This window comes from Novosphingobium sp. B 225 (assembly GCF_002198665.1).
Taxonomy (GTDB): domain Bacteria; phylum Pseudomonadota; class Alphaproteobacteria; order Sphingomonadales; family Sphingomonadaceae; genus Novosphingobium.
In genome coordinates, this window is record NZ_MWLM01000069.1 from 105,207 (window position 1) to 130,145 (window position 24,939).

Annotated in this window: 22 protein-coding genes and 1 pseudogene; 10 read left to right on the forward strand and 13 right to left on the reverse strand. The window is 63.0% G+C overall.

The genetic code is table 11. The features are described 5' to 3' along the window. Positions 1-3 precede the first annotated feature (3 nt). Positions 4-1,329 (reverse strand): alpha/beta hydrolase family protein, encoded by a 1,326-nt coding sequence (locus MNBBLIKP_RS15480; RefSeq protein ID WP_088311167.1) that lies wholly within the window; start codon positions 1,327-1,329, stop codon positions 4-6. A 175-nt stretch (positions 1,330-1,504) separates the two neighbouring features. Between MNBBLIKP_RS15480 and MNBBLIKP_RS15485 the strand changes: the two genes are divergently transcribed. Beyond that, positions 1,505-2,926 carry a hypothetical protein gene (locus MNBBLIKP_RS15485; protein ID WP_140420628.1) on the forward strand — a complete coding sequence of 474 codons (1,422 nt, stop codon included), beginning with the start codon at positions 1,505-1,507 and terminating at the stop codon, positions 2,924-2,926. A gap of 31 nt (positions 2,927-2,957) precedes the next feature. Here the strand turns inward: MNBBLIKP_RS15485 and MNBBLIKP_RS15490 are convergent, their stop codons facing one another. Next, positions 2,958-3,200 carry a ribbon-helix-helix domain-containing protein gene (locus MNBBLIKP_RS15490; RefSeq protein ID WP_176399799.1) on the reverse strand — a complete coding sequence of 81 codons (243 nt, stop codon included), beginning with the start codon at positions 3,198-3,200 and terminating at the stop codon, positions 2,958-2,960. Between the two features lie 63 nt (positions 3,201-3,263). On the opposite strand from MNBBLIKP_RS15490, the gene MNBBLIKP_RS15495 reads away from it, so the two are divergent. After that, positions 3,264-4,025 (forward strand): helix-turn-helix domain-containing protein, encoded by a 762-nt coding sequence (locus MNBBLIKP_RS15495; RefSeq protein ID WP_088311169.1) that lies wholly within the window; start codon positions 3,264-3,266, stop codon positions 4,023-4,025. Between the two features lie 260 nt (positions 4,026-4,285). Here MNBBLIKP_RS15495 and phbB read toward each other — a convergent pair whose 3' ends face one another. Both phbB and MNBBLIKP_RS15505 read right to left on the reverse strand, forming a co-directional pair. Beyond that, a complete protein-coding gene (gene phbB / locus MNBBLIKP_RS15500) occupies positions 4,286-5,008 on the reverse strand; it encodes an acetoacetyl-CoA reductase (RefSeq protein WP_088311199.1) in 723 nt (240 codons plus the stop codon). Positions 5,009-5,097: 89 nt separating this feature from the next. Next, on the reverse strand, positions 5,098-5,850 hold the full coding sequence (locus tag MNBBLIKP_RS15505; protein WP_176399800.1) for a hypothetical protein: 753 nt from the start codon (positions 5,848-5,850) through the stop codon (positions 5,098-5,100). 234 nt (positions 5,851-6,084) lie between these two features. Between MNBBLIKP_RS15505 and MNBBLIKP_RS15510 the strand changes: the two genes are divergently transcribed. The 5 genes and pseudogenes from MNBBLIKP_RS15510 to MNBBLIKP_RS18340 form a co-directional block, all read left to right on the forward strand. Beyond that, complete coding sequence (locus MNBBLIKP_RS15510; protein WP_441339287.1) at positions 6,085-6,507, forward strand: DUF3576 domain-containing protein; 423 nt, start codon at positions 6,085-6,087, stop codon at positions 6,505-6,507. A 44-nt stretch (positions 6,508-6,551) separates the two neighbouring features. Next, positions 6,552-9,083, forward strand: a complete 2,532-nt coding sequence (gene leuS, locus MNBBLIKP_RS15515; RefSeq protein WP_088311170.1) for a leucine--tRNA ligase — start codon at positions 6,552-6,554, stop codon at positions 9,081-9,083. Beyond that, positions 9,080-9,580 (forward strand): LPS assembly lipoprotein LptE, encoded by a 501-nt coding sequence (gene lptE, locus MNBBLIKP_RS15520; protein ID WP_088311171.1) that lies wholly within the window; start codon positions 9,080-9,082, stop codon positions 9,578-9,580. The genes leuS and lptE overlap by 4 nt, the downstream gene beginning before the upstream one ends. Further along, entirely contained in the window at positions 9,577-10,608 is a 1,032-nt protein-coding gene (gene holA / locus MNBBLIKP_RS15525; RefSeq protein ID WP_088311172.1) for a DNA polymerase III subunit delta, read from the forward strand. Before lptE ends, holA begins: the two co-directional genes overlap by 4 nt. Positions 10,609-11,357: 749 nt before the next feature. Continuing rightward, positions 11,358-11,732, forward strand: a pseudogene (locus MNBBLIKP_RS18340) (sugar transferase); the annotation flags it as partial. Here MNBBLIKP_RS18340 and MNBBLIKP_RS15535 read toward each other — a convergent pair. The 4 genes from MNBBLIKP_RS15535 to gluQRS are packed head-to-tail and all read right to left on the reverse strand — an operon-like array spanning position 11,633 to position 14,277. Further along, positions 11,633-12,568: a 3-hydroxyacyl-CoA dehydrogenase family protein gene (locus MNBBLIKP_RS15535; RefSeq protein ID WP_088311174.1), complete on the reverse strand. Its 936-nt coding sequence runs from the start codon at positions 12,566-12,568 to the stop codon at positions 11,633-11,635. The pseudogene MNBBLIKP_RS18340 and the gene MNBBLIKP_RS15535 overlap by 100 nt on opposite strands. A 59-nt stretch (positions 12,569-12,627) precedes the next feature. Then, on the reverse strand, positions 12,628-13,197 hold the full coding sequence (locus MNBBLIKP_RS15540; RefSeq protein WP_088311175.1) for a cob(I)yrinic acid a,c-diamide adenosyltransferase: 570 nt from the start codon (positions 13,195-13,197) through the stop codon (positions 12,628-12,630). Between the two features lie 4 nt (positions 13,198-13,201). After that, positions 13,202-13,432: a twin transmembrane helix small protein gene (locus MNBBLIKP_RS15545; protein WP_088311176.1), complete on the reverse strand. Its 231-nt coding sequence runs from the start codon at positions 13,430-13,432 to the stop codon at positions 13,202-13,204. Then, entirely contained in the window at positions 13,429-14,277 is an 849-nt protein-coding gene (gene gluQRS / locus MNBBLIKP_RS15550) for a tRNA glutamyl-Q(34) synthetase GluQRS (RefSeq protein ID WP_088311177.1), read from the reverse strand. The genes MNBBLIKP_RS15545 and gluQRS overlap by 4 nt, the downstream gene beginning before the upstream one ends. 120 nt (positions 14,278-14,397) lie before the next feature. Between gluQRS and MNBBLIKP_RS15555 the strand changes: the two genes are divergently transcribed. Next, positions 14,398-15,006, forward strand: a complete 609-nt coding sequence (locus MNBBLIKP_RS15555; RefSeq protein WP_088311178.1) for an HNH endonuclease — start codon at positions 14,398-14,400, stop codon at positions 15,004-15,006. 27 nt (positions 15,007-15,033) lie between these two features. Beyond that, on the forward strand, positions 15,034-15,705 hold the full coding sequence (locus MNBBLIKP_RS15560) for a hypothetical protein (protein ID WP_088311179.1): 672 nt from the start codon (positions 15,034-15,036) through the stop codon (positions 15,703-15,705). Between the two features lie 83 nt (positions 15,706-15,788). On the opposite strand, the gene MNBBLIKP_RS15565 is transcribed toward MNBBLIKP_RS15560, so the two are convergent. From MNBBLIKP_RS15565 to MNBBLIKP_RS15580, 4 genes are all read right to left on the reverse strand, one after another. After that, positions 15,789-16,877, reverse strand: a complete 1,089-nt coding sequence (locus MNBBLIKP_RS15565; RefSeq protein ID WP_088311180.1) for an LLM class flavin-dependent oxidoreductase — start codon at positions 16,875-16,877, stop codon at positions 15,789-15,791. A gap of 128 nt (positions 16,878-17,005) precedes the next feature. Continuing rightward, complete coding sequence (locus MNBBLIKP_RS15570; protein WP_088311181.1) at positions 17,006-17,920, reverse strand: aldo/keto reductase; 915 nt, start codon at positions 17,918-17,920, stop codon at positions 17,006-17,008. After that, the gene (locus tag MNBBLIKP_RS15575) at positions 17,917-18,930 is read right to left on the reverse strand and encodes a LacI family DNA-binding transcriptional regulator (protein WP_088311182.1); all 1,014 of its coding nucleotides are present in this window, start codon (positions 18,928-18,930) and stop codon (positions 17,917-17,919) included. Before MNBBLIKP_RS15575 ends, MNBBLIKP_RS15570 begins: the two co-directional genes overlap by 4 nt. Continuing rightward, complete coding sequence (locus MNBBLIKP_RS15580) at positions 18,927-20,927, reverse strand: alpha-glucosidase (protein WP_254913081.1); 2,001 nt, start codon at positions 20,925-20,927, stop codon at positions 18,927-18,929. The genes MNBBLIKP_RS15575 and MNBBLIKP_RS15580 overlap by 4 nt, the downstream gene beginning before the upstream one ends. Positions 20,928-21,132: 205 nt before the next feature. On the opposite strand from MNBBLIKP_RS15580, the gene MNBBLIKP_RS15585 reads away from it, so the two are divergent. After that, complete coding sequence (locus MNBBLIKP_RS15585) at positions 21,133-23,514, forward strand: TonB-dependent receptor (protein ID WP_088311184.1); 2,382 nt, start codon at positions 21,133-21,135, stop codon at positions 23,512-23,514. Between the two features lie 64 nt (positions 23,515-23,578). Here MNBBLIKP_RS15585 and MNBBLIKP_RS15590 read toward each other — a convergent pair whose 3' ends face one another. Continuing rightward, complete coding sequence (locus MNBBLIKP_RS15590; protein WP_088311185.1) at positions 23,579-24,823, reverse strand: MFS transporter; 1,245 nt, start codon at positions 24,821-24,823, stop codon at positions 23,579-23,581. Between the last annotated feature and the right edge of the window lie 116 nt (positions 24,824-24,939).

Here is a 24,939-nt window from a genome sequence, read left to right on the forward strand (position 1 = left end):
CGCTCAGTCGGCCACTGGCAATAGGATGAATTGGCCTGCACCGGGCAAAGTGCCAGACTTGATCCAGTTCGCGGCAATATCGAACTGCCCGGCCGAATAAACCTTCGCCGCGCCTGCATTGCCCGAAGCCGGCTCGATCAATCCGTGATCGGCTTTGGGGAAGACCACCACCGCCAGATCACGGCGTTGTTGCTGGATCTGCTTCAGGATCACCTGGGTGCCCGTGTTGGGGGCCTGCCGATCACTGCCGCCCAGCAACCAGAGCTGCCGGGCCTTGATCGCCTCGATCACTGGGCGCGGCTCGAAATCGAAGCTTAGCCCTTGGGCCATGGCCGGGCCGTTGGTCTTGATCACGGCAGAGGGGAACAGCAGGAACAGGCCGGTATATGAGCGCGGCTGGATTGCCTTGAGCCAGGGGGCGGCGGCATGGGCGGCCTTGAAGGCATCCAGTTCGTCCAGTCCTTCGCGCATGTTCGTACGCACGATCCGTTCGGTGATCGCGGTGAGTTCACGGGCCTGGGCCTGGGCCGTTCCATCGAAACCGCCGTCGCGCAATTGCTGCATCACCAGTTCGCGGTCCTGGGCGATCGGGCCTTCCGCCATGGCAAAGGCGGGGATCACGAAGTCCAGCGGAGCCATGGTCGCGGCCAGCGGTGCAACCCACCCGCCCTGGCTGCCGCCAATCACGCCAATCCGCCGGATCTGCGGAGCCAGCCGTCGCATTTCCTTCACCGCAGCCGCGGTGTCTTGTGCGCGGACATGAAAATCCGAACTTGGCGCGCCCTTTGATGCGCCGGTGCCGCGTTTGTCATAAACGAAAGCCGCGACGCCGCGCCGCGCCAGTTCATAGGGCCAGACCGCGTCATCAGTCGACGGGTCATTGTTGGAACCTTCGATCCACACCGCCGCCGCCCGCGCCTGACCCGTGGCAGGCATGATCAGCTTGCCGTGCAGCGAAGTTCCGCCGCTGGAAAAGGTTGTCATGCGTTCGATCAGCCGCAAACGGGTTCCGCGCTGAAGTGTCTGGCCCTGCTGAAGCTTGAGGGTGCCCGATTTGCACGGCGCAAATTCGATTGTCAGATCATCCGCCGTGAACCGCCCCTTGGCCGTTTCGTTCAATGCACCGAACCGTCCGGTCGAAAAGGCAAAGCTCAACGCGCGCGGCGCACCATCGGTTCCGGTGATGGTTACGGCCTGGCCGCCCGGCAGTGCATAGACCCCCAGCAGGCAACGCAAATCCCCATCCAGCCGGATTTGTGGAGCGGCATCAAGTGGCGCGGCGGCAGCGGGCTGGGCGGCCATCAGAATCGCGGTCAGCAAGCTCAGCATGATGTTTTGCCTGTATTGTTGTATTAATACAGTGGTGCGGAAAGAGGCAATTGTCAAGGCTGCCCTCAGTCCTTCTGAAGGCCGGGCGAAAAGGCGGAAAATTCCGCCCCCATCGTAACCCCAAATCAACCATTGCGGCACAGAGTCGGCGCTACGCCAGCTTCAGGATATGCGCGTGACCAGCATTGTCATCGATCGATTGAACGAAGAAGATTTTCGCCGGGCGATCGAGAACCGACTGCGCGAAAAACAGGCGAGTGTCGCGATTGAGCGGTTGCGGCGCTTGCTTGCGCCCTATGCGGGGCCGGGCAAGATCCTGCCGGAACGCTTCCTGACGGTCGAAACGAGCGACTTTGTATTGAGCGGCTGGGAAGCGCTGGACGAATCGATTCGGCGTTATGACCGGCCAGGCAGCCCGATTACCGCAATTTCGATTGCGTTTGGCTGGCCGGGAGAGGAACCGCGTCCGCGCGATGCCGCGGGCCACTTGTCGCCCTATCTCGAAACCCGCTATTTCACCGATGCGGCCTTTCCCTTTTCGGAAAGCACGCGCGACGATCTGCTGGATGGCTATTCGTCCTATGGCTGCACCTGGGGTGACGATTGCGAAGCAACCGATACGGCCTTGTCGGTTGGCGGGATCGATGATCTCCACACCGCGCTGACCGATCTGGAAGAAGTGCTGCTGGGATCCGACAGTCCGGATGAAGACGGCCTGCGGGCGGGATCGCTGGGGGCATGTCTGCTGTCCGCGCTTCTGGTCCAGGCGGTGAGTGAGCAGATCGACCAGCATGGCCTGCCGCGCCCCCTGTGCGTCATGTCTGGCAGCAGCGGGGTCTATCCCTTTTTCGATGCGCCGGTGGCCGGTATGCCGGTTGAAGCGCCGCCCGCGACACCCGAATGGTTCGAAGATGCCTCTCCCGCCGTTCCGGTGATGCCCGAGGACATCAGCCAGGGCGCACCCGCCTGCCGTTACAGCAGCCTGCTGATGACCGGCATTCCGCGCGCAAAGAAGCGGGCCGTGCTGGTGCTTGAGGAAGATGCCGATGAAATGGCGAGCCGCATTGCCCGGCTGCGCAGCAATGACGAGACGGCGGAGCAGGACCAGCCGGTTCCGGCTGAGGACCATGCCGAACCGCCCGTTCCCGGCTTGTCCGGGGCCAGCCCGCTGCTGGTCAAGAAGCATCCGGTCAAGCTGCCGGACGAGTGCGATGCCTTCGCGCCAAGCCTGCCGGTCTCTCCGGAACCGCCAGTTGATGCAACGGCCGATGCCGAGCCGGTGCCGGTAAACCTTGATGCGGATGACTGGCTCAAGCGGCTGACACTTGGCCCGCTTGAACCGGAGCGGGGCTGGTCTGCGCAGGAGTTTGCTGTTCCAGAACCGACGATGGCTGCCAAGGATCCCGCCGGGGTGCCGCCGGTGCAGGCGGATCTGCCCGGTGAAGCGGGTGCGCAAACCACGCCCGCGCCGCCCCGGCGAACTGAGCTGCGCGCCGCCATGGCTGCGGTGTCTTCTGTGCTATCGCAGATCCGGGCGCTGTGGCGCGGCCGAAACGGGCCGGCCCCGACGCCGCGCAAACGGTTCCCGCCGCGTTAGCCCTGGATGGCCAGGGTGATGATCCGGGCGTTCACCCCAGCCGCGCTGCCAGCCACCCGACCAGCCACACTCTGACCGCCCCGGCCAGTCCTGGTGGGACCGGGGCCTGAATGCGCTCAGCGTCGATCCGGGCGACCAATGCGTTGATCGGCAGCGCCTCGGCTGCGGCGGCCTGCTTCAGCAGTTCCCAGAACAACGGCTCAAGACTGATCGAGGTCTTGTGACCGGCGATCTCGACCGAGCGTTTGACCGGAGGGTGGAACGGGGTGGTCATAACGGGGGTGATACGAATAATTCGGGGTGGCCTGCAATATCGCCGCAACCTAAACCGGGGGGCATGAGCGGCGCGATCGACACTCTGACCGAAAAGGAAAAGCAGGCCCTGCGCCTGCTGGTCGGCGGGCATGATGCCAAAAGCATGGCGCGGCACCTGGGCCTGTCGGTTCATACGATCCACGAACGGCTGCGCGATGCGCGGCGCAAGCTGGCCACATCGAGCAGCCGCGAGGCGGCGCGCCTGCTGCACGAAGCCGAGCAGGCGGACCCCCAATTGTTGGGGGACAAACCAATCGGGGCTGCGGCGATTGCTGCGGCGGGCCAGTTTGACGATCAGCCAGTGGAAGGTCGCGGCAAGTCTCGCCGGACCGGCTGGATCATCGGAGGTTTGGCAATGAGCATAGCAATGGCGATTTACGCAGCTGCGGCGCTGATGGGCGGCACTGCCGGTCCGGCGGGCGCGGTCAAGGATGGGCCCGTGGTCGCCGACCAGGCGCAGCAGGGGTCCGAACAGGCGGCGCGGCGGTTCCTTGCGCTGGTTGATGCGAAGGACTGGCAGGCAAGCTATGCCGCAACCGGCAGCAAGTTTCGGCAAGCCAACACGCTGGCGGGGTGGACCGCCGCCGCGCAGGGTGCGCACGGGACGCTGGGGCCGGCCTTGACCCGCGAACTGATCACGGCCGATTTCAGCCCGGCACCGCCCGACGGGGTCTATAACGTCCGGTTCCGTAGCCACTTTGCGCAGGGGCGCGAGGCGGTCGAAACCTTGGCGCTGGCCTATGAAGGTGGCGGCTGGCGGGTGGTTGGACTGATGCTGGACTAAGCGGTCCCGGCATTCCACGACGAAACGGTTTTCCTACATTGCCGGGCCGCGTTAAAACGGTCCGGCAATGGGCTTAGCGCCGTGCGAACTGACCGTTTGGTTGCTTAAAGTTCTGAAAATACATCATATATTCGGAACAATTGACTCCATTCAACACGCCGTATGGCGCTGCTGAATGACGTTCAGCGCCGACTGGGCCGCCTTGTGCGCCTTTCAGACACCTTTCAGCGCACAGTCGGTCCGGTCGGCGAATCGCGGACTCAATACATGTGCTGACCGCCGTTGATGCTCATGGTCGAACCGGTCATGAAGCCGCCGTTTTCGCTGGTCAGGAAGGCGACCCCACGGGCGATTTCCTCGGCCATGCCCAGCCGGCCAACCGGGATCTTGGCGACGATCTTTTCCAGCACCGGGGCAGGCACCGCTGCCACCATGTCGGTATCGATATAGCCCGGCGCGATCGCGTTGACGGTGACGCCGAATTTGGCCCCTTCCTGGGCCAGTGCCTTGGTAAAACCGTGGATCCCGCTTTTGGCAGCAGCATAGTTGACCTGGCCGTACTGCCCGGCCTGGCCATTGATCGAGCCGATGTTGACGATCCGCCCCCAGCCGCGTTCCCGCATGCCGGGGAAGGTCGCCTTGGCCATGTTGAAGCAACCGCCCAGGTTGATTCGCATCACGTCATTCCAGTCATCAAAGCTCATCTTGTGGAGCACACCGTCGCGGGTGACCCCGGCGTTGTTGATGACGATGTCGATCGGACCATATTCGGCGGCAATATCGTTGCAATTGTGGATGCAGGCTTCGTGATCGCCTACGTCCCAGCGGATTGCGGGGATCCCGGTGGCCTGGGTAAAAGCACGGGCCTTTTCCTCATTCCCGGCATAGTTGGCGATCACGGTGTGACCCTGCTTATGCAGCCGGTTGCAGATCGCCGCTCCGATTCCGCGTGTGCCGCCGGTTACAATTGCCACTCGTGCCATGGTCTGCCTTTCCATCAGGAGGATTCCGTAAGGGCAAGACTATGCAGCGCAGCGACAACCCGCAAGCAGGTTGCATACGTAAAGGGCGATCAGAACTTGAATTGAGTGCCGACATAGACCGCCTGGTTATCCTGGCGGCTGTCGGTCAGCGGTTTGAGCCGGTCACGATCAGAAGTGACACGCACCCCGGCGGTGACATTGATGTTGCGCGTCAAACGGTAAGATCCGCCAAGATCTACGGACTGATCGCTCTGTTCAAAGGTGCGGGGTGAACGGCCGGATTTCTGCCGTTCGTCGAGCGAGATTCGCGTGGCGAACCGCGAAGGATCGCTGCCCTGGCCAGCCGTTGGTTGGAAGCTGGCAAGATCGGGCATGTCGATCTTGCGGATTTCCGGAGCGCCGCTTTGCGCGAAACTCTTGTAACCGCGCGCCGCGCCCAGGCTGTAGGCCGTAGGGGCGATCCGCAACAGGCCTTCGCCCAATCCTTCGCCGCCCTGCTGCGATCCGCGCACCACGATCGGGTGGAACTGATCAAACCGCACCGCAACCGTCACCGATCGGTCCAGCCGGTTGGGCGAGGCTGCGGGGGTAAAGCGGAACAGCTGACCCTTGGACAAGGCGCGCACCGTGATCGAGCGAGCCAGCCTGGGATCGACCATGGCGGGCTGGAAGCTGCTTTGCCCAGACACCCCATCAGGGCCAAGCGGGCGCTGATCATCCCGGTTGGACAGTGCCAGTACCGCGCTGGGCAAGGCAAGCATACCGACGGCACAGCTCAACAGCACGGCGGCAGTGCTGCCGCTGCGCCGTGCGCCTGGTGCCGTGATGCCCGTGGTTGCCATGATGTGCCGGTTGTCCCGCCTTTGCCGTCCGAATCCAAGCCTTTTCTGCATTAAGCCCACTGAATTGCAGCTTAACGCGCGTTCAGCGGGCATTCAGTGCCGGATCGCGTTAGTGGAAGGCACGGCGCTGCGCTCTTGCCGCGCGCCCCGCCTCGGCTATAGAGGCACGCGAACCAAAGGATCCGGACCAACGCAATGACTGCCAGCATGATCAAGCGCCCTTCCAACTTTCGTATGCTCGGCCGGGCTGGCCTTGTCGCCATGGCCGCGCTCGCGCTGGTCAGCTGCGGCGGCAAGAAGCACCCCAAGGCAGACCTTGCCGCCAGCCGTGTGACCACGATCGGCGTCAACAGCTATCTGTGGCGCGCCAGCCTTGAAGCGCTGAGCTTCATGCCGCTGCTGCAAACTGATTCGAACGGCGGCGTGATCGTCACCGATTGGTACGCCAACCCGAACAACCCGGGTGAGCGGATGAAAGTGACGGTCACGATCCTTGATCAGGACCTGCGCGCCGATGCTCTGCGCGTCGCCGCCAGCCGTCAGGTTTCGCAAAACGGCGTGTGGCAGGACGCAGCGGTCCAGGCCGCGACCGTGCAGAAGCTTGAAGACGTGATCCTGACCAAGGCCCGCGATCTGCGCAACGGCGCTATCAAGTAACGGAACCCCTCGACAAGCCGCGAGGGGCGGCTAGAGGGGCCGTCATGACTACAGAACGCTTCGATCCGTCCAGCGCCGATCCGCGCTGGCAGCGCGTGTGGGACGAACGGCAGAGCTTCAAGGCCGATGACAATTCGGCCAAGCCCCGTTCCTACGTGCTGGAGATGTTCCCCTACCCATCGGGGCGCATCCATATCGGCCATGTCCGCAACTACACCATGGGTGATGTGCTGGCCCGCGCCAAGCGGATGCAGGGCTATGAAGTGCTGCACCCGATGGGCTGGGACGCGTTCGGCATGCCGGCCGAAAATGCCGCGATGGAAAAAAGCGTCCACCCCGGCGGCTGGACCCGCGACAACATTGCCAACATGAAGGCGCAGCTCAAGCGTCTGGGCTTCGCGCTTGACTGGAGCCGCGAGCTGGCAACCTGTGAGCCTGACTATTACGGGCAGGAACAGGCGCTGTTCCTCGATCTTTACGAAGCAGGGCTGATCTACCGCAAGGAATCGGCGGTCAACTGGGACCCGGTCGATATGACCGTGCTGGCCAATGAACAGGTGATCGACGGACGCGGCTGGCGCAGCGGTGCGCTGGTCGAAAAGCGCAAGCTCAACCAGTGGTTCCTCAAGATCACGCAGTTCGCGGACGATCTGCTGAGCGGGCTGGGCGAGCTGAAGAACTGGCCCGAAAAGGTCCGGCTGATGCAGGAAAACTGGATCGGCAAATCGCAAGGCCTGCGCTGCAAGTTCAACTTCGTCGACAGCGAAGACGGGATCGAGGTCTATACCACCCGGCCCGATACCATGTTCGGGGCGAGCTTTGTCGCGATCGCGGCGGACCATCCCTTTGCCCAGCAAATGGCTGAAAACCTGCCCGAACTGCAGAACTTCATCGCCGAATGCAAACGCGGTGGAACCACCGCGGCAGAGCTGGAAACGGCGGACAAGCTGGGTTTCAACACCGGCTATTCGGTGGAGCACCCGCTCAAGAAGGCGTGGCACCTGCCGGTCTATGTCGCCAATTTCGTGCTGATGGATTACGGCACCGGGGCGGTGTTCGGCTGCCCGGCGCATGACCAGCGCGATCTCGATTTCGCGCGGAAATACGAACTGCCGGTGACCCGGGTGGTGGCCGACGGCGATGAGACCGATGCAACCTTCGCCAGCGACGAGGCCTATACCGGCCCGGGCCGGATCGTGAATTCCGAATGGCTCGACGGAATGACCATCGATGAAGCCAAGGCGGCAGTGATCGCCAAAGCGCAGCACGATGGCTGGGGCCAGGGCGAAACGCAGTACCGCCTGCGCGACTGGGGCGTCAGCCGTCAGCGTTATTGGGGCACGCCGATCCCGTTCATCCACTGCGATAGCTGCGGCGTGGTCCCTGTGCCCAAAGACCAGTTGCCGGTGGTGCTGCCGGACGATGTCAGCTTTGACACGCCTGGCAACCCGCTGCTGCGCCATGCCACGTGGAAACATGTCGCTTGCCCCAAGTGCGGCAAACCGGCCGAGCGCGAGACCGATACGCTCGACACCTTCGTCGATAGTTCGTGGTATTTCCTGCGCTTTGCCAGCCAGCCGGGGGACCGCCCGTTCGATCCGGCGGTGATCGCCAAGTGGCTGCCGGTGGAACAATACATCGGCGGGATTGAGCATGCGATCCTGCACTTGCTCTACGCCCGCTTCTGGACCCGCGCGCTGGCCCATATCGGGCTGATCGATGTGAAAGAGCCGTTCGCCAGTCTGTTCACACAAGGGATGGTCACGCACGAAACCTATTCGCGCGTCGATCCTGTCAACGGTGCCCCGATCTGGTTCGGTCCGGGCGAAGTCGAACGTGGCGGCAACGGAGCCACGCTCAGGGCCGATGGCCAGCCGGTCGAGGTTGGCCGGGTGATCAAGATGTCGAAAAGCAAGAAGAACGTCGTCGATCCTGACGAGTTCATCACGACTTTCGGTGCCGATGCGATCCGCTGGTTCATGCTGTCGGACAGCCCGCCCGAACGCGACCTGCCTTGGTCGGTGGCCGGGCTTGAGGGCTGTGCCCGGTTCGTCCAGCGCTTGTGGCGGCTGTTCGGTCAGTACGATGCCGCCGCCACTGGCGAGGACAAGGCGCTCGATCGCAAACGCGACCAGACCGTCGCCGCCGTTGCCGATGACATCGCCGCGCTGGGCTTCAACAAGGCCGTGGCGCGGATTTACGAGCTGACCAATGCAACCGAGAAGTCTGCCCCGTCCGCCAGCCGCAGCGCCGCGATCCGCACCGTGCTGCTGCTGGTCGCGCCGATGATGCCGCACCTGGCTGAAGAAGCCTGGGCGGCGATTGGCGCTGACGGCCTGATCGCCGAAGCGGCTTGGCCGCCGGTCGATCCGGCGCTGCTGGTCGAGGATGAGGTGACCGTGGCGATCCAGGTGCTGGGCAAGCTGCGCGATACCTTGACCGTCGCCAAAGGCTTGCCGCGTGAGGAACTGGAGGCGCTTGCGCTCGCCAGCGAGAAGGTCCAGCGTGCGCTTGATGGCAAGGCAGTCAAAAAGGTGATCGTGGTGCCCGACCGGCTGGTCAATCTGGTGGCATGAAGCGGCTAGCCGCCTTGCTGTTGCCCATGGCGCTCGCGGCTTGCGGGCTCCAGCCGATGTATGCGGGCGGGGCCAATGGCGCGGTCGCGCAAGGGCTGGCTGCGGTCGAGGTTCCGGCAATCGAAGGCAAGGCTGGCTGGCTGGTCCGCAACGCGCTGGTCGACCGGCTGGGTGCGGGCGGACAAGCTTCAGCGCGCTTCCGGCTTGATGTCCGGCTGGATGACAAGCTTGAAGGGCTCGGTCTGCTTTCGGACGATACCATCGGACGCGAACGCCGCACCTTGCGCGCACGCTATCAGTTGGTCGATCTTGCCAGCGGTGAGATCGTGATTGACGCCACTGCAGGATCGGATGCGGGGATCGACGTGGTGTCATCCGAATATGCCACGATCGCGGCGGAGCGCACCGCGCTGGAAAACCTTGCCAAGCAAGTGGCAGACCGGATCATCACTCGTGTCTCGCTGCATTTACGCAGCGGTCCGGCCAAGGCGCAGTGAAGGCTACTCAAAAGGACTTTCGCGGGCAGGCGCAGCGCTTTGCGCGCGATGCGACCGTTTTCTTCTTTTGTGGCCCGGATGAATCCGGGGCGGCCGATGCAGCGCAGCAGATTGTGGCACTGCTCCCCGATGCTGGCGAGCGGGTCGAACTGACCGGGGCCGATCTTAAGCGCGATCCGGTGCGGCTGGGGGATGAAGCGCGCTCAACTTCGTTGTTCGGCGATAAGCGCCATATCTATGTCCGCGCCAATGGCGATGAAGCGCACGATGCTGTCGAGATCCTGCTGAGCGGAGATGCCGAGGCTTGCCCGGTGCTGATTGTCGCCACCAGTGCGACCGACAAGTCACGCACGGCGAAGTTGCTGGCCAACCGCCCCGATGCGCTGATGGCGATGTTCTATCCACCGGATATGCGCCAGTTTTCCGGCACCGTGCGGGATCTGGCCGATGCCGCCGGGGTGCGGCTGAGCGGCGAACTGGCCGAACGGATTGCCCGCGGGGTCTCGCTTGACTTGCGCCTGGCGCAATCGGAAGTGACCAAACTGGCACTCTACCTGGATGCGGATCCTCAATCCCCTCGCAGTGCCGATGCTGCCGCGCTCGACGCGGTCGGCGCACGGACTGAAGAGGACGGACTTTCGCCGATCGTCAATGTCGTGCTGGGCGGCGAAGTAACCAAGCTCCCGCGCGAATTGCGGCGGATGCGCGAGTTGGGCCTTAATCCGGTTGGTGTGCTGCTGGCGATCGAACGCCGTGCGGCGCAATTGGCGGCGCTGGCGGCAAAGGTTGGTCCGCGCGGCGATATTGACGCCCTGATTGAAAGCGAATCCGCCGCGCGCCGGATTTTCTGGAAGGACAAGCGCGACATCAGTACCCAGCTCAGAAAATGGCGCGGCCCCCGGCTTGCGCGGTTGGTGGATCGGCTGATTGCGTTGCACCGGGCCTTGCTTGGCAACAGTCAACAGGCCGAATTGCTTTTGGCGCAGGGACTGTCCGAAATCACGCGCGCAGCGATGAAACGCAATTAGGCATTCCGCGCCGCACACATTGTTGTTAGGTGAACCTACCGGGGTCGCAACCGGTTGGGTTAGTCTCTAGGAAAATGACTGAATCTCGAAAATCAGCCAAACCGGGGCCATCACAGGCCTTGGCGCCCTCGCTAGAGCGGCGCAGGCTGCGCCTTTATCTGCTTTTGGTGCTGCTCGATGGTGCGGCCGTGCTCGCGGGATTCATGCTCGCGGCCTATCTTTATCTGGGCGATCCGTTTGAACCGTCGGTTTGGGGCGCGGCGCAATTATTGCTGCCACTGTTCTGGACGATTGCCTTGCTGAACCGGACGTATTCGGTGGATTCACTGGTCTGGCCGCCGCGTGGCCTCCAGCGGGCCCTGGTGGCGCTTGCGCTGGCTGTCCTGCTGTTGATCGTCGTCATGTTCCTTGCCCGATCAAGCCTGTTCGTGTCGCGTTTCGGTTTCGCCAGCGGATTGATTGTGGCGGTGCTGCTGGCCGTTACTATCCGCTTGAACCTGGGGGCGTTCACCCGGCGCAACGTAGGGCCGCGTGCGATCAACCTGCTGGTGATTGATGATGGTGGACCCGCCGTCGAACTGCCGGACAGTTACCGTATCAATGCCCAGGCAGCCTGCATCTCGCCAGCTTTGGATGATCCTCACATGCTGGATCGTTTTGCGACTGTGATCCGCAATATGGACCGGGTTGTTGTCAGCTGCCCGCCCGAACGGCGCTGGGTCTGGGCCATGGTGCTCAAAGGCGGACAGATGCGCGGGGAAATCGTTGATGAGGAAGTGGCCACGCTTGGCATCCTTGGCACCAGCCGCGAAGCCGATGTCGGCACTCTGGTGGTGGCATCAGGCCCGCTGGGGCTGCGCGCGCGGCTATTCAAGCGCGCTCTGGACCTGGCCATTACCATCCCCGCCTTGCTGGTGCTGGGATTGCCGTTGCTGGTGATTGCAGCGCTAGTCCATCTTGAAGATGGCGGTCCGGCCCTGTTTACCCAGCGCCGGGTCGGGCGTAACAACCAGTTCTTCCCGATCTACAAATTCAGGTCGATGCGGCAAGTGCTTGCCGATGCGGACGGGGCGCAATCGGCGCGGCGTGACGATGATCGCGTGACCCGGATCGGCCGGTTCCTGCGCCGGACGTCGATCGATGAATTGCCGCAGCTGCTCAATGTGTTGAAAGGCGATATGAGCCAGGGAGCAGGCCGGTATTTGCTGTCACCAGTGGTGTTATAGAGCACCTTGACGATATCGAGACAGGTGTCGAGCCCCACGAAATCAGCCAGTTCCAGCGGCCCCATCGGGTGGTTAAGGCCCAGTCGGCAGCCTTTGTCGATATCGGCGATGCTGGCGGTACCCTGGCCCAACACGAACACCGCTTCGTTGATCATCGGCAGCAGGATGCGGTTGACGACGAAGCCGGGCTCATCCTCGGCCTGGACCACCTGCTTGCCCAGGCTTTCGGCAAAGGCGCGGGTGCGGGCGACGGTTTCAGGGCTGGTTGCCAGCCCGGGGATCACTTCAATCAGCCCCATCACCGGAACGGGATTGAAAAAATGCAGCCCGATGAAGCGCTTGGGGTCAGGCGAGCTGGTCGCCATGCGGGTGATCGGGATCGAGCTGGTGTTCGATGCCATAATCGCATCGTCGCGCAGCACCTTGCCCGCCGCTTCAAAAATCTTGCGCTTGATTTCTTCTTTTTCGGTCGCCGCTTCGATGATCAGGTCGGCTTCGGTGAACGAGGCATAGTCACCCACCGGCGTAATCCGCGCGAGAGCCGCTTCGGCCTCTGCCGGGGTCAGCTTTTCTCGGCTGACCAAGCGGGTCAAAGCCTTGTCGATATTGGCTTTTGCCTTTTCGGCCAGGGCAACATCGACGTCCGATAGCAACACCTTGATGCCGCACTGCGCTACTTGCTGGCTGATGCCCGAACCCATCTGGCCCGCACCGATAACCGCCACTGTCCGCATCTCAAAACCCTTCGCAAGTGCAGCAAGATTGGCTGCCTAGCCAAGGAATCTGCGCTTGGCTAGCGATTCTGGCCGGGCACCCACAGTACTTCGCTGGCACCTTCGAAATTGAGGGCGCGGGACAGGACGAACAGGTAGTCGGACAACCGGTTGATATAGGCCAAAGCCGCAGGATTGACGGGTTCCTGCGCGGCGAGAAGGGTCATCGCGCGTTCGGCACGGCGGGTCGTCGCGCGGGCAATGTGGGTGCGGGTCGCGGATTCGTTGCCTCCGGGCAGGATGAAGCTGGTCAGCGGAGGCAACGGGGCATTGGCCCGGTCAATCTCGCCCTCGAGCCAGGCGACTTGCTCTGCAACGATCCGCAGGGCCATTTCGCCGGGCGAAAAGTCCTCACCCGGGGTGGCCAGATCGGCGCCAAGATCGAACAGATCGTTCTGGATCCGCACCAGCGCTGAACGGTGTTGAGAACCGTCCAAAACGCACACAACGCTGCCCAAAGCGCTGTTTGCTTCGTCGACCGCACCAATCGCTTCCATCCGCGCGGCATGCTTGGGGCAGCGACTGCCATCGACCAGTCCGGTCGTGCCGTCGTCACCCGTGCGGGTGTAGATCTTGTTGAGCTTGACCATCGGATCAGCGGTTAGCGAAAAGCAGCAGTGCGACAAGCATTACCGCGCCGCCCTGCCACAGGATGCGTTGCATCATCATCTTGTTCTGCTTGAGCTGCATTTCGCTGGGGCCGACACTGTCCGGGCGTTCAAGGTCCTCGCGGGTGCTTTGCATGAAGGCCGCGATGCCGCGCCCCAGGCTGACGACGACCATGATCATGGCGATGATCAGGACAGGGATCAGAATTGTGCTCATGCGGCCGGTTCTACTCCGTTGCCCAACGAAAGGCCAGCGGGCAGGCGGCCGGCGCGCAGTTCGTTTGCCAGGGCCCTCCCGTCCTGTCCCGTGCGACGCAAATCGGCCAAGGCGGGTGATCCGCGCCGCTTGGCCAGCTTGCGTCCGTCCGCTTCGACCAGCAGCGGATGGTGATGCCAGACCGGTACCGGCAGTCCCAGCAGTGCCTGCAGCAGGCGGTGGACTTGACTGGCGGCAAACAGGTCCTGCCCGCGCGTGATCGTAGTGATTCCGTCCGCCGCATCGTCCAGCGTTGCAGCCAGGTGATAACTGGCCGGCGCATCACGACGCAGCAATACGACATCGCCGAACTGTTCGGGCGAGCAGCGCTGCGGCCCGGCCAATTCATCCTCCCAGCTGATCGGCCCGACTAGATCGAAGGCCCTGGCCATGTCGAGCCGCCAGGCCACCTCATTCGCCTGAGCGGCGTGGCGACCGCGGCAGGTGCCCGGATAGATCGGCCCGTCCGGCCCTTGGTCACGCGCAGCATCGGCCACTTCGCGGCGAGTGCAGGAGCAGGGATAGAGCAGTCCCAGATCGATCAGGCGCTGACCGGCCATGGCATAAGTGTCGAGCCGCGCGGATTGAAACACTACTGGCCCATCCCAGGTCAGCCCTAACCATTCCAGATCGGCCAGAATTTCGGGCACCAGTTCGGTGCGGCTGCGGGTGCCATCGATATCTTCGATCCGCACCAGAAACTCGCCGCCGCGCGCGCGGGCCAGATCATGCGCAACCACGGCAGCATAGGCATGCCCAAAATGGAGCAGGCCATTGGGACTGGGAGCGAAACGGGTACGGATCATTGCCCGATTTCATCCTGTGGATTTTGCGGGGGCGCAAGCCTTGACGACGCACAACCCCCCATGTTCTCTTGTACTCATGGTCTGTCACCAAACCGCAATCTCGCACAGTAACAAGAGGTCATGCTCAAGGCGGAGCTGATCGAGCGCGCGGCCAGGTTCCGCAGCGCAGAAGGGGATCCCCTTCGTCACCTGGCTGATTGCCCTGCGCTGGTGCTCAATGCGGACTATACTCCGCTCAGCTACTACCCGCTCAGCCTGTGGCCGTGGCAAACCGCGATCAAAGCGGTGTTTCTGGAACGAGTCGATATCGTCGCCAGCTATGGGCGAGAGGTTCATTCGCCGACCTGGTCGATGCCGATCCCATCGGTGATCGCGCTGCGCCAGTACGTGAAACCCAGCGAGTTTCCGGCCTTTACCCGCTTCAATCTGTTCCTGCGCGATCGTTTTACCTGTCAGTATTGCGGCAGCCCGCACCAGCTGACTTTCGATCACGTGGTCCCGCGGCGGCTGGGCGGGCAGACCAGCTGGGAGAACGTCGCTACCGCCTGCGCGCCGTGCAACCTCAGGAAGGGCGGGCGGACCCCCAAACAGGCGGGCATGCCGCTGCTGGTCCAGCCGATCCGACCCACAAACTGGCAGCTGCACGAACGCGGCAAAGCCTTTCCGCCCGGCCACTTGCACGAAACCTGGCGTGACTGGCTGTACTGGGACATCGAACTGGAAGCTTGAGCGGGCGGGCGATCGAAGGGGGCAGCAATGAACAAAGGCAACAGACTCTGGCAGTTTGCCGGGGTGATTTTCATCTTCGTACTTCTCATCGCGATCGGTTTCACGCGGATTGGCGGGATCGGAGCCTGTGCCAACACTCCGGATCCGATTCTGGCTTTTGAACTGGCCAAAAGCCCGGCGGAACTGGCCGCGCTGTTTCCCGAAAGTTGCCGCGCAGCCGCATTGGCGGCGCAGCGCACCGGGCTATGGCTGGATATTCTGGCTTTCATCCCGGTCTATGGCGGGGCGCTGATCTATGTCCTGCGCGCGGCAAGCGGCGGCGATCCTGCGCTGGGCCTGCTGGTGCGCGGCGCGATCGTGCTGGTCGTCACCGGGATGCTGTTCGACCTGTGGGAGAACAGCCGGATGCTGCAGCTGATCGGCACGTTTCCGGGCGATCAGGCCACGTTCGATCAGCTGGTCGCTGCGCCGCGGATCAAATTCGCGCTGCTCGCCGTGGCCGAAGCTGCGGCTGGTTGGCTGTGCTGGCGCAGTTCAAATTGGACGCGCTGGCTGGGCGTGGCAGCGATCGGAGGAGCCGTACTGACGCTGGCCGGCCTGCTGATCGATCCACATTGGATCGGGCTGGGCGGCTTGTTGGCGTTCTTGTCGCTGGCGGTGGTCAGCTGGGTGCGCGCGCTGCGGCCAGAGGCGGGCTAGCGCAGGCAACCAACAGTCCCATCCCCGTCCGCGCTTCGACCGGTTCAGCATGGACGGGGGAGGGATGCCTTATCAGCCCTTGATCACATCACCAGTGGGCCGTGCTGGATGTTGGGAAGCACATAGCGTGCGAACATGTCGCATTCGTTCACGTGCGGATAACCAGACAGGATAAAGGCTTCCATGCCCGCGTCCTGATAGGCGCGCAGCTTGGCGATCACCTGGTCCGGGGTGCCGACGATTGCCGCCCCGCAGCCCGAGCGGGCGCGGCCGATCCCGGTCCACAGGTTTTCCTCGACAAAGCCGTCACCGTCGGCTGCGCTGCGCAGCTCCTGCTGGCGCTGCACACCGTAATTTTTCGCATCGAGCGACTTTTCGCGGATCGCCTGCCCGGCTTGTTCGTCCAGCTTGGACAGGAGCTTGTCGGCGTACTGGCGGGCCTCGTCCTCAGTCTCGCGCACGATCACGTGGGCGCGGTAGCCGAATTTCAGCGTGCGGCCCTTGGCCCCGGCGCGGGCCTTCATGTCGGCTACGGTTTCGCGGACCTTGTCCATCGTATCGGGCCACATCAGGTAAACGTCAGCCGCTTCGGCGGCGCATTCGCGGGCTTCGTGGCTCAAGCCGCCGAAGTAGAATGCCGGGCACTTGCCCGAAATCGTGGTGATCCGCGCCGGATCGAGCTTGAGGTTGAAGAATTCGCCCTGGAAATCGAGGTGTTCGCCATTCAGTAGCGTGCGGACGATCTTCATGATCTCGGTCGCGCGGGCATAGCGTGGGGCGCTCTCGATCTTCTCGCCCGGCATGTCGGACGAGATGATGTTGACGTTGAGCCGCCCGCCGGTCCCCGCCGCGTTGGGGCCCAGGATCCGGTCGAGTGTGGCGATGCGGCGGGCAAGCTGCGGGGGCCAGTCCTCGCCCATGCGGGTGGCCCACAGCAATTTGATCCGCCGTACCTGTGTGGCAACCGCCGCTGCGAATGCGGTGGTATCGAGTCCCAGTTCATAGCCCGAGGGCAGCAAGATATTGTCGAACCCGCCCTCTTCCGCGCGCAGCACGATATTGCGGCAATGTTCCCAGCTGCTCTTCAGATAGGGATCGGGCACGCCCAGGAATTCGTAATCGTCGTCGCACAGGGCAGAGAACCAAGCCACTTCACATTGTTGTTCGGACATCGTCTTGCTTCCTCAACTATTGCACCGGACACACTGTTCCATCGGCATAACCGCTGGCGGCCGCCGTCCGGCACTTGTTCCATTCCTTGCGCGCCGCCACGGACGACGCGCGGTTCGTTGCGGCTGTCCTAGGGCAGTCGCTCTCCCCGCGCCGCGACGAGCACGGCGTACCAGTCCTGCCGTGACCAGCGGACTTTCATTGCTTGCGTTCCCTCGACAATCCGTTCGGCCTGCTGCGAACCGATGATCGGCACGATCCCGGCGGGATGCGCCATCAGCCACGAATAAGCCGCGACGCTGCGCGACACGCCCTGTTCCGCGCTGACCCGGTCCAGTTCGCCGGCAATTGCCTGATCGCGCGGGCTTTCCGGATTGGCGAGTTGCCCGCCGCCCAGCGGTGACCAGGCCAACGGGGTCAGGCCCAGCATCATCGCCTGATCCAGCTCGCCATTTTCAAAGCAGGTGATGCGCAGCGGGCTGATTTCCGGCTGAGTTGCAACCAGCTTGTGGCCCAGGAACTGGTTGAGCGCGGCAATCTGATGCAGCGTGAAATTGGACACGCCGATGCTGCGGATCTTGCCCGCCGCCACAGCATCATCCAGCACCCGAGCCACTTCCTGCGGGTGGGCCAGAATGTCCGGACGGTGGATCTGATAAAGGTCGATGCATTCGGTCTGCAGCCGCCGCAGCGAGGCATCGAGCGCGGCATTGAGATAATCAGCGCTCTGGTCATAGGGCAGGGGCGGCATGATCCCGCCCTTGCTGGCCAGCACCATGCGGCCACGCAGGGCCGGTTCGGCGGCCAGCACTTTGCCGAGCAGCGCTTCGGCATCACCGAACCCGTCAGTGCCATTAAAGCCATAGATGTCCGCCGTATCCAGCAGGGTAATCCCGGCATCCAGCGCGGTGTGGACCAGCCGTGCCGCTTCCTGCGCGCTGCGCCCGCCTTCGGCCAGACGCCACATCCCCCAGGCAATCGGGGATATGGCAATCTGGCTGTGGCCAAGATTACGGGTGGCAGGTGGATTGGGCAGAAGGCTCATGCAATATTCCTGGCTGGTGGCGCGACCGATGCTCGCTCGATCAGGGTATGGGGCAGGCGGCGATGAGTCAGATCACCTCCGGCGATGAGGATTTCCGTGGCAGTGCGGGCAAGCTCTGCCATCGGCTGGTGGATGGTGGTCAAGGGCGGCCATACGGTGCGGGCCAGCGTGGTATCGTCAAACCCGGTCACTGAAAGTTCGCCCGGAACATTGACCCCGCGATCATGCGCCACGGCCAGCACACCGGCGGCCATATCGTCATTGGATGCGAACACTGCTGTTGGACGGTCGGGCAGGTCGAGCAGATAATTGCCGCCGCGTACGCCGGAATCGAAATCAAATTCACCATCGCAGATCAGCCCCGGTTCGAACGATAGCCCGGCCCGGTCAAGTGCGCGGCGATAACCGAACAGGCGGTCGTCGGATGCCATGTGATTGGGGTGGCCCTTGATAAAGCCAATCCGGCGGTGGCCCATGTTGATCAAATGGGTGGTCATGTCGTCCGCTGCCTGGGCATCGTCCATGAACACCGAACTGGTCAGCGCGTGGTTGGTGCCCGGCGATATGCGCACAAAGGGAATGTCCAGCGCCTCAAGCGCACGCAGCACCGGATCGCAATCGGTCACCGGGCTCGACAGGATGATCCCGTCGACATGGGTCTCGGTCACCAGTCCACGCACCTGATCGCCCACGCGCGGATCGGTGACATCGACCGGCTGGGCCAGCAGGCGAATGCCTTGCTGCTTGCAATATTCCCAGCACCCGGTCTGGATTTGGAACATGTAGTAGGGGCTGTGATTGTCATAGATCAGCGCGATCTGGTTGCTTTTCGCACCGGAAAGGATCCGCGCCGCAACGCTGGGCCGAAAATCGAGCGCGCGCATTGCCTCCTCGACCCGGGCCTTGGTATCCTTGCTGACATAGGGGTGATCGTTGAGCACCCGGCTGACGGTTTTCACCGCCACCCCGGCACGCGCCGCGACATCACGAATGTTGGCCCGTTCGCTCATCCTTCCAGCACCCCCGCAAGCGCCGCGAACAGCGCAGCGAAGGCACTGTCCGGGCGAAAGAACACCGGCGGCTGACCGATTGGGGCCGGGACCAGATGCATGCCAGGGGCGAAGTCCTCGCCCGTCCAGCAATGACGCCAGGTGGCTTCGCCGGGAAGCACTACCTGCCGCGCACTCGCCCCTTCCTCAATCACCGGTGCTACCAGCAGATCGGCACCGTAGAGGTATTGATCCTGCAAGGTAAAGAGCGTGGGATCGTCAGGATAGTGCAGGAACAACGGGCGCTGCGCAGGGAGGCCGTGTGCCGATGCCTCGTCACACAAGTGGCGAACATAGGGCGCAAGGTGAGCATGGACCCGGCTCCACCGCGCGAAACACGCCAGCAACTCTTCGCTTGAATCGTACTGCAAGTTGTCGTCCGGGCGGTTGCCTTCGTGACTGCGCATCACTGGCGCGAAAGCGGCCAGTTCGCACCAGCGCTGGATCAGCTCCACTGTCCGGACATTGCCATGAAGCGAGGTATAGCCGCCGCAGTCGGAATGGCTGTAGGCATTGCCGACCAGCCCGGCCGAGAGGGCAGCGGTGATGACCGTGCCGATCCCGTCGTGCCGGGTGAAATCGACCGATTGGTCTCCAGCCCACAGCAGCGGGCAGTGCTCCTGCACCCCCGAAAAGCCCGCGCGCATGAAGAACACCGCATCGCCGGTCTTGCCGCGGCTAGCCACGGCCTGGGCGTTGACTTCGGCCCATAGCACAGGCCAGCGGTTGTGCGCTTCCATTGGGTCAGAACCATCTGCCAGCCGCACGTCGGTTGGCAGGTATTCGCCGAAATCGGCCATCCAGCCGGAAATCCCGATGTCGAGCATTTCGCGGCCCAGCACGTGTTCAGCAAACCAGGCGCGGGTTTCCGTGCGGGTGAAATCCAGCACGCCGCAGTCGAATTCGCCGAAATCGACCAAATATACTTCGTCACTATCCTGACGCAGGCAGAAATGCCCGGCCTCGCGCGCGGAATCGTAGAGGATGCCATCGACTGCCAGATAGGGATTGGCATAGGCCAGAAAGCGTATCCCGCGTGCCTGCAGGGCAGCAATCCGTTCGGGCAGGTCAGGAAAGCGCTGGCGGTCGCGTCGCCAGTCCCAAAACAGACGGCGGCCGAAACTGGTTTCGCGGATCCCGGCCCAGTCCTCGCACCACAGTCCTGATACCGCGGCCCCGGCCTTGATGAAACTCTCCAGCCGCTCAAAACTGCGCGCGCCGTCCTTCAGTCCCACGATCGCCCCGCCGATCGCCCAATCGGGCAGCGGCGGCTGCTTGCCGAACCGCTCGGCCAGTTGGCCGACCAGTTCTTGTGGGCCATCGGCGGCATAGAGTTCGAACGTGGTTGCGGCCGCCCACACCTCGACCCGGTGGAACGCTGCGTCGCTGCAATCGATCACGCTATAGCTCGCCGCCGTGCAATGCACCGCCAGCCAGCGTGATGTCAGGAAGCTGGGCTGGGGATAATTGGTATTCCAGTAATCGCCCCCGGCCATGCCCTGGCTATCCATCAGCCGGGTCAGCTCGGTCGATTTGTCGCGTCCGACACCGGGTTCGCTGGTCCACATTGGAAAGGCGCGGCCATTGAGCGCCAGATAGCTCATCTGCTCTCCGCCGCCCCACACCGTCTCGTCCGGTTCGGCGTAAAAGTGCAAGTGCAGCCGGTCATAGCCCGGGCGCAGCAGCCGGGCCGACAGGTGGTTGCCCGCGAGCATGAGGCTTGCCGCGGGTTCCCCGTCATGGCGCAGCTCAACATTGTCACCGTCGATCACCCAGTCGGTGGGGGCCAGCGCGTCATGCGGCGCATCGCTGATCCGGAAATTGCCGCACACCATTTCCACTTCGGGCGCGCCGACGGCCATGACCACCGCAGGACAGGTCTTTCGATGCGACAGCACGACTCGGCCCGCAAACAGCAAGTCGAAGCCATCATCACACTCGATAAACCCGGTTTTCACGCGGTTTAGCTCTCCCTCCGGGGCTGAGGACGCAGTCCGCCCGCCCATGCCTGTCCGATATATGACACCGCTTGACATATCGAGCCATTCGACGCATTTCAAGCGTCACAAGTAGCAGGGTCAGGGCGGTAAGTCCTGTCTCAAGCTGCGGTATTTAGCCGCCGGGGCCGGACGGTCCGGACCGGCAGATAGTGGGAGGAACTCGATGAAATCCATGCTTTACGCATCGGTTGCGGCATTTGCCCTGACCGCTGTTCCGGCCGTGGCCCAAACGGCCGCGGTCGAAGACGATTCGGCCAATCCGGGTGAAATCGTCGTCACCGCCCAGAAGCGTTCTGAAAGCCTGCAGTCGGTTCCGGTCGCGGTTTCGGTCATCTCGGGCGAAGACCTGGCTGACAATGCCCGTCCCGGTATCGAAAGCGCCGCCCAGTTGGTGCCTTCGCTCAACTTCCTGAAGTCGGGCACCACGCTCAACCAGACGATCTTCCTGCGCGGCGTCGGTACCGCCACCTTCTCGATCGCGGGCGAACCGTCGGTTTCGACCGTGGTTGACGGTGTGGTCTATTCGCGTTCGGGCGAAGCCTTCTCCGACATGGTCGATGTGGCTCAGATCGAAGTGCTGCGCGGACCCCAGGGCACGCTGTTCGGCAAGAACGCATCGGCGGGCGTGATCAACATCACCACCCAGATGCCCAAGCACGAACTTGGCGGCACGATGGAAGCCAGCTTCTTCGGCCGCAACGAATTCCGCGCCAAGGGTTCGATCAACCTGCCGCTGGGTCCGGATACCGCCGCGCGGATTACCGGCTTCTATGGCGATTATGATGGCAACATCCGCAACACCGCCACCAACCAGTGGGTCAATGGTTACAAGCACCGCGGCGTGCGCGGCCAGTTCCTCTATGAGCCCAGCAACACGCTGCGGGTCTATATCGCCGCCGATTACTACAAGAACGACGACGATTGCTGCGCTGACATCATTGCCACCGGCCCGCTGACCGGCGCTGGCGCGGCCACAACCAGTCTGGCCTTTGGCGTGCTGCCAACCCCGCTGGGCGCCAACACCCGTCAGGTTGCGCAGAACCTTGTCACCGCGACCAAGGAAAAGGGCTGGGGCGTTTCGGGCCAGTTCGATCTGGGTCTGGGCGAACACACGCTGACCTCGATCACCGCCTATCGCGGTTGGGACAACACCGAAATCCGTGATGGTGACTGGCTTGACCGGGCCTATGTCGGTTTTGCCCAGCTGCATGACAACGGCCCGCAAAGCTCGACCACCTTCAGCCAGGAACTGCGCCTGACCTCGCCTGCCGACCAGACGCTGTCCTATGTGATCGGTGCTTATTATTCGCGCGCTGAAAGCGAGCGGACCTTTACCCGCAACGTGACCCAGTGCACCGCCACGGCCACTGCGCCGGCCGGCGTGCTGATCCCGTGCGGCAGCACCAATGCCAATGCGGCGACCACGCCCAATGGCAGCGCTACGTTCGGTTCGGTGTTCAACAACTTTGCGGCGTTCACGCAGGCAACCCTCAAGCTTGGCGAAAAGGCCCGGCTCATCGGCGGGCTGCGTTACACCAATGACAAGCTGTCGGTATTCCACAGTCGCGTTTCGCCGCTGACCGGCCCCGGCATCCAGCCCAATTTCGATCAGGGCGTCTATGATCGCTATCTGGCGCTGATCGCTGCCGGTTCGACCGCTTCGGCGGCGGCAACGGCAGCGGTGGCCTCGTCCAACGGGATTCCCTTCCGCACCAAGACCAGCAACGGCAACCTGTCGGGCAAGGCTGCGCTGCAGTTCGACATGAGCGACGACGTGATGGCCTACGCCAGCTATGCGCGTGGCTACAAGGGTCCGGCCTACAACGTGTTCTTCAACCTCACGGGCACCGGCACCAACGTGATCGAACCCGAAACTTCGGATTCGTTCGAAGTGGGCCTCAAGAACACGCTGCTCGATGGGCGGATGACGCTGAACATCGCGGGCTTCTATGCCAAGTACAAGAATTTCCAGGCCAACAACCCGGATCTTGTGGCTGCTGTGGTCGTTACCCGCTTTACCAACGCCGGTGAAATTTCGACCCGCGGGATCGAGGCTGATCTCAACTGGCGGCCCAGCAAGAACACCACGATTGCTGGCGGTGTTGCGCTGACCGATGCACATGTTGACAACTTCAAGGCGGCACCAGGTGCACCGGTGACGGCGATCATTCCTGCCGGAACCAAGCTGGGCTATGCCCCGACCTGGAAGGGCTCACTGTCAATCGACCACCGCATCGAAACCGGCTGGTTCGCGGACGTTGCGATGGGCGGCTCGATGAACTTCCAGTCAGAACAGCTTTCGCTGTTCGCACCTGACGCGGTGCAGCGCCAGCTTGGCACGATCCCGGGCTATTCCCTGGTCAACCTTTCGCTCGCGCTGGTCGATCCGGCGGACAAGTGGAAGATCACCGCCCAGGTCCGTAACCTGTTTGACAAGGGCTACGCAGCCGCGATCATCAACGGCGGGGTCAGCGGTTCGTACCGTTATCAGATCCCGCGCGATGCGGATCGCTACTTCGGGGTTTCGGCCCGGGTCAGCTTCTAACCAAACCACCACCTCAGGGGCCTTGCGAACGAACCGTTCGCAAGGCCCTTTTTGTTTGTCCGGATCAGGCTGCGTCGTTGCTGACCGCATCCAGGTTTGGCAGGATCAGGTGGATCCAGGCCAGCGCTGCCAGATAGGCCGCGCCGCAGATCGCGAACATCGGGGCATAGCCATGCCCGTTACCCAGCGACCATCCCGCCAGTTCGATGATTCCCATACCGGCCAGATTGCCGGCCACGGCGCCCAGCGCGATCACGGTGGCGATGCGGCTGGCGGGTACGACATCGGCGGTCATGCCAAAGATGTTGGTTGAAAAGCCCTGGTGCGCGAACAGCCCAAGCCCGATCAATACGGCGGCCATCCACGGATTGTGCACCAGCAGGGCCAGCGGCATGGCCAGCACCACCAGTGCGAACAACAGCATCGAGCTCTTGCGAGCGCGGTTGCCGGTCCAGCCGCGTGCCTGCAGCAGCGGGTAGAGCCCGCCAGAGGTAATCGCACCCAGCGCAGCCAGGCTAAAGATGATCGCAATCGGCCAGCCAAGCTGCGCCTGCTTGAGGCCGTAGATCCGCGAGAAATAGTCCGGCATCCAGAACAGCACGAACCACCACACGCAGTCCGTCAGGAACTTTGCGCCGATCACCGCCCAGGTCCGGCGATCAGCCATCATCACGCCCCAGTTGACCGGAGCGCGCTCTGGCGCGGTGCCGACCGGCTTGAGGCTGCCGGTGCCGAACCACCAGGCGATCAACCAGACAAAGCCAAGCCCCCCGGTCACGACAAAGGCTGCTTTCCAGCCAAAGGCGACGGCCAGCGGCGGGATCAGCAGCGGCGTGATGATCGCGCCGATGTTGCTGGCGGTGTTGATCACCCCGATTGCCAAATTGCGCTGGCTGGCGGGCAGATAGATCGCCGCCGCCTTGAGCCCTGCTGGTGTGCTGACCGTTTCGCCCACCGCCAGCACGACCCGCGCAGCCACGAATTGCTGCACTGTCGCAGCAAGGGCATGGGCCGCCCCGGCCAGGCTCCAAACCGTCACCGCAATGGCATAGGCTAGTCGCACTCCCAGCCGGTCAACGAACCAGCCTACCGCCAGAAGCGCCCCGGCCGCCGCGAACTGGAACGACGATCCCAGGTGGGCATAATCCTGATCCGACCAGCCGAATTCAGCTTCCAGCGTTGGTTTGAGCAATGCCAGCACCTGCCGGTCGACATAGTTGAGCGCATTGCCGAAAAACAACAGCGCGATCAGCCCGATCACTGCGGTCCGCCCGATTGTCGATCCTTCGGCTGTGCGTTCTGGCTGCATGGTATTCTCCCACTGGATCGTTGACCGTGTCCTTTACGCCAGAGCCTAACGATTCACAGCGGGAAGGAAAGCCGAATATGACACCGCAAGACAGATGCGCTTGATCCCTGCCACCA

Excerpts from the sequence above, each read along its gene's own strand:
- MNBBLIKP_RS15480 (WP_088311167.1), bottom strand. The coding sequence starts at position 1,329 with ATGCTGAGCTTGCTGACCGCGATTCTGATGGCCGCCCAGCCCGCTGCC.
- MNBBLIKP_RS15490 (WP_176399799.1), bottom strand. The coding sequence starts at position 3,200 with ATGACCACCCCGTTCCACCCTCCGGTCAAACGCTCGGTCGAGATCGCC.
- MNBBLIKP_RS15495 (WP_088311169.1), top strand. The coding sequence starts at position 3,264 with ATGAGCGGCGCGATCGACACTCTGACCGAAAAGGAAAAGCAGGCCCTG.
- phbB (WP_088311199.1), bottom strand. The coding sequence starts at position 5,008 with ATGGCACGAGTGGCAATTGTAACCGGCGGCACACGCGGAATCGGAGCG.
- MNBBLIKP_RS15505 (WP_176399800.1), bottom strand. The coding sequence starts at position 5,850 with ATGGCAACCACGGGCATCACGGCACCAGGCGCACGGCGCAGCGGCAGC.
- MNBBLIKP_RS15510 (WP_441339287.1), top strand. The coding sequence starts at position 6,085 with ATGCTCGGCCGGGCTGGCCTTGTCGCCATGGCCGCGCTCGCGCTGGTC.
- leuS (WP_088311170.1), top strand. The coding sequence starts at position 6,552 with ATGACTACAGAACGCTTCGATCCGTCCAGCGCCGATCCGCGCTGGCAG.
- lptE (WP_088311171.1), top strand. The coding sequence starts at position 9,080 with ATGAAGCGGCTAGCCGCCTTGCTGTTGCCCATGGCGCTCGCGGCTTGC.
- MNBBLIKP_RS15535 (WP_088311174.1), bottom strand. The coding sequence starts at position 12,568 with ATGCGGACAGTGGCGGTTATCGGTGCGGGCCAGATGGGTTCGGGCATC.
- MNBBLIKP_RS15540 (WP_088311175.1), bottom strand. The coding sequence starts at position 13,197 with ATGGTCAAGCTCAACAAGATCTACACCCGCACGGGTGACGACGGCACG.
- MNBBLIKP_RS15545 (WP_088311176.1), bottom strand. The coding sequence starts at position 13,432 with ATGAGCACAATTCTGATCCCTGTCCTGATCATCGCCATGATCATGGTC.
- gluQRS (WP_088311177.1), bottom strand. The coding sequence starts at position 14,277 with ATGATCCGTACCCGTTTCGCTCCCAGTCCCAATGGCCTGCTCCATTTT.
- MNBBLIKP_RS15555 (WP_088311178.1), top strand. The coding sequence starts at position 14,398 with ATGCTCAAGGCGGAGCTGATCGAGCGCGCGGCCAGGTTCCGCAGCGCA.
- MNBBLIKP_RS15560 (WP_088311179.1), top strand. The coding sequence starts at position 15,034 with ATGAACAAAGGCAACAGACTCTGGCAGTTTGCCGGGGTGATTTTCATC.
- MNBBLIKP_RS15565 (WP_088311180.1), bottom strand. The coding sequence starts at position 16,877 with ATGTCCGAACAACAATGTGAAGTGGCTTGGTTCTCTGCCCTGTGCGAC.
- MNBBLIKP_RS15570 (WP_088311181.1), bottom strand. The coding sequence starts at position 17,920 with ATGAGCCTTCTGCCCAATCCACCTGCCACCCGTAATCTTGGCCACAGC.
- MNBBLIKP_RS15575 (WP_088311182.1), bottom strand. The coding sequence starts at position 18,930 with ATGAGCGAACGGGCCAACATTCGTGATGTCGCGGCGCGTGCCGGGGTG.
- MNBBLIKP_RS15585 (WP_088311184.1), top strand. The coding sequence starts at position 21,133 with ATGAAATCCATGCTTTACGCATCGGTTGCGGCATTTGCCCTGACCGCT.
- MNBBLIKP_RS15590 (WP_088311185.1), bottom strand. The coding sequence starts at position 24,823 with ATGCAGCCAGAACGCACAGCCGAAGGATCGACAATCGGGCGGACCGCA.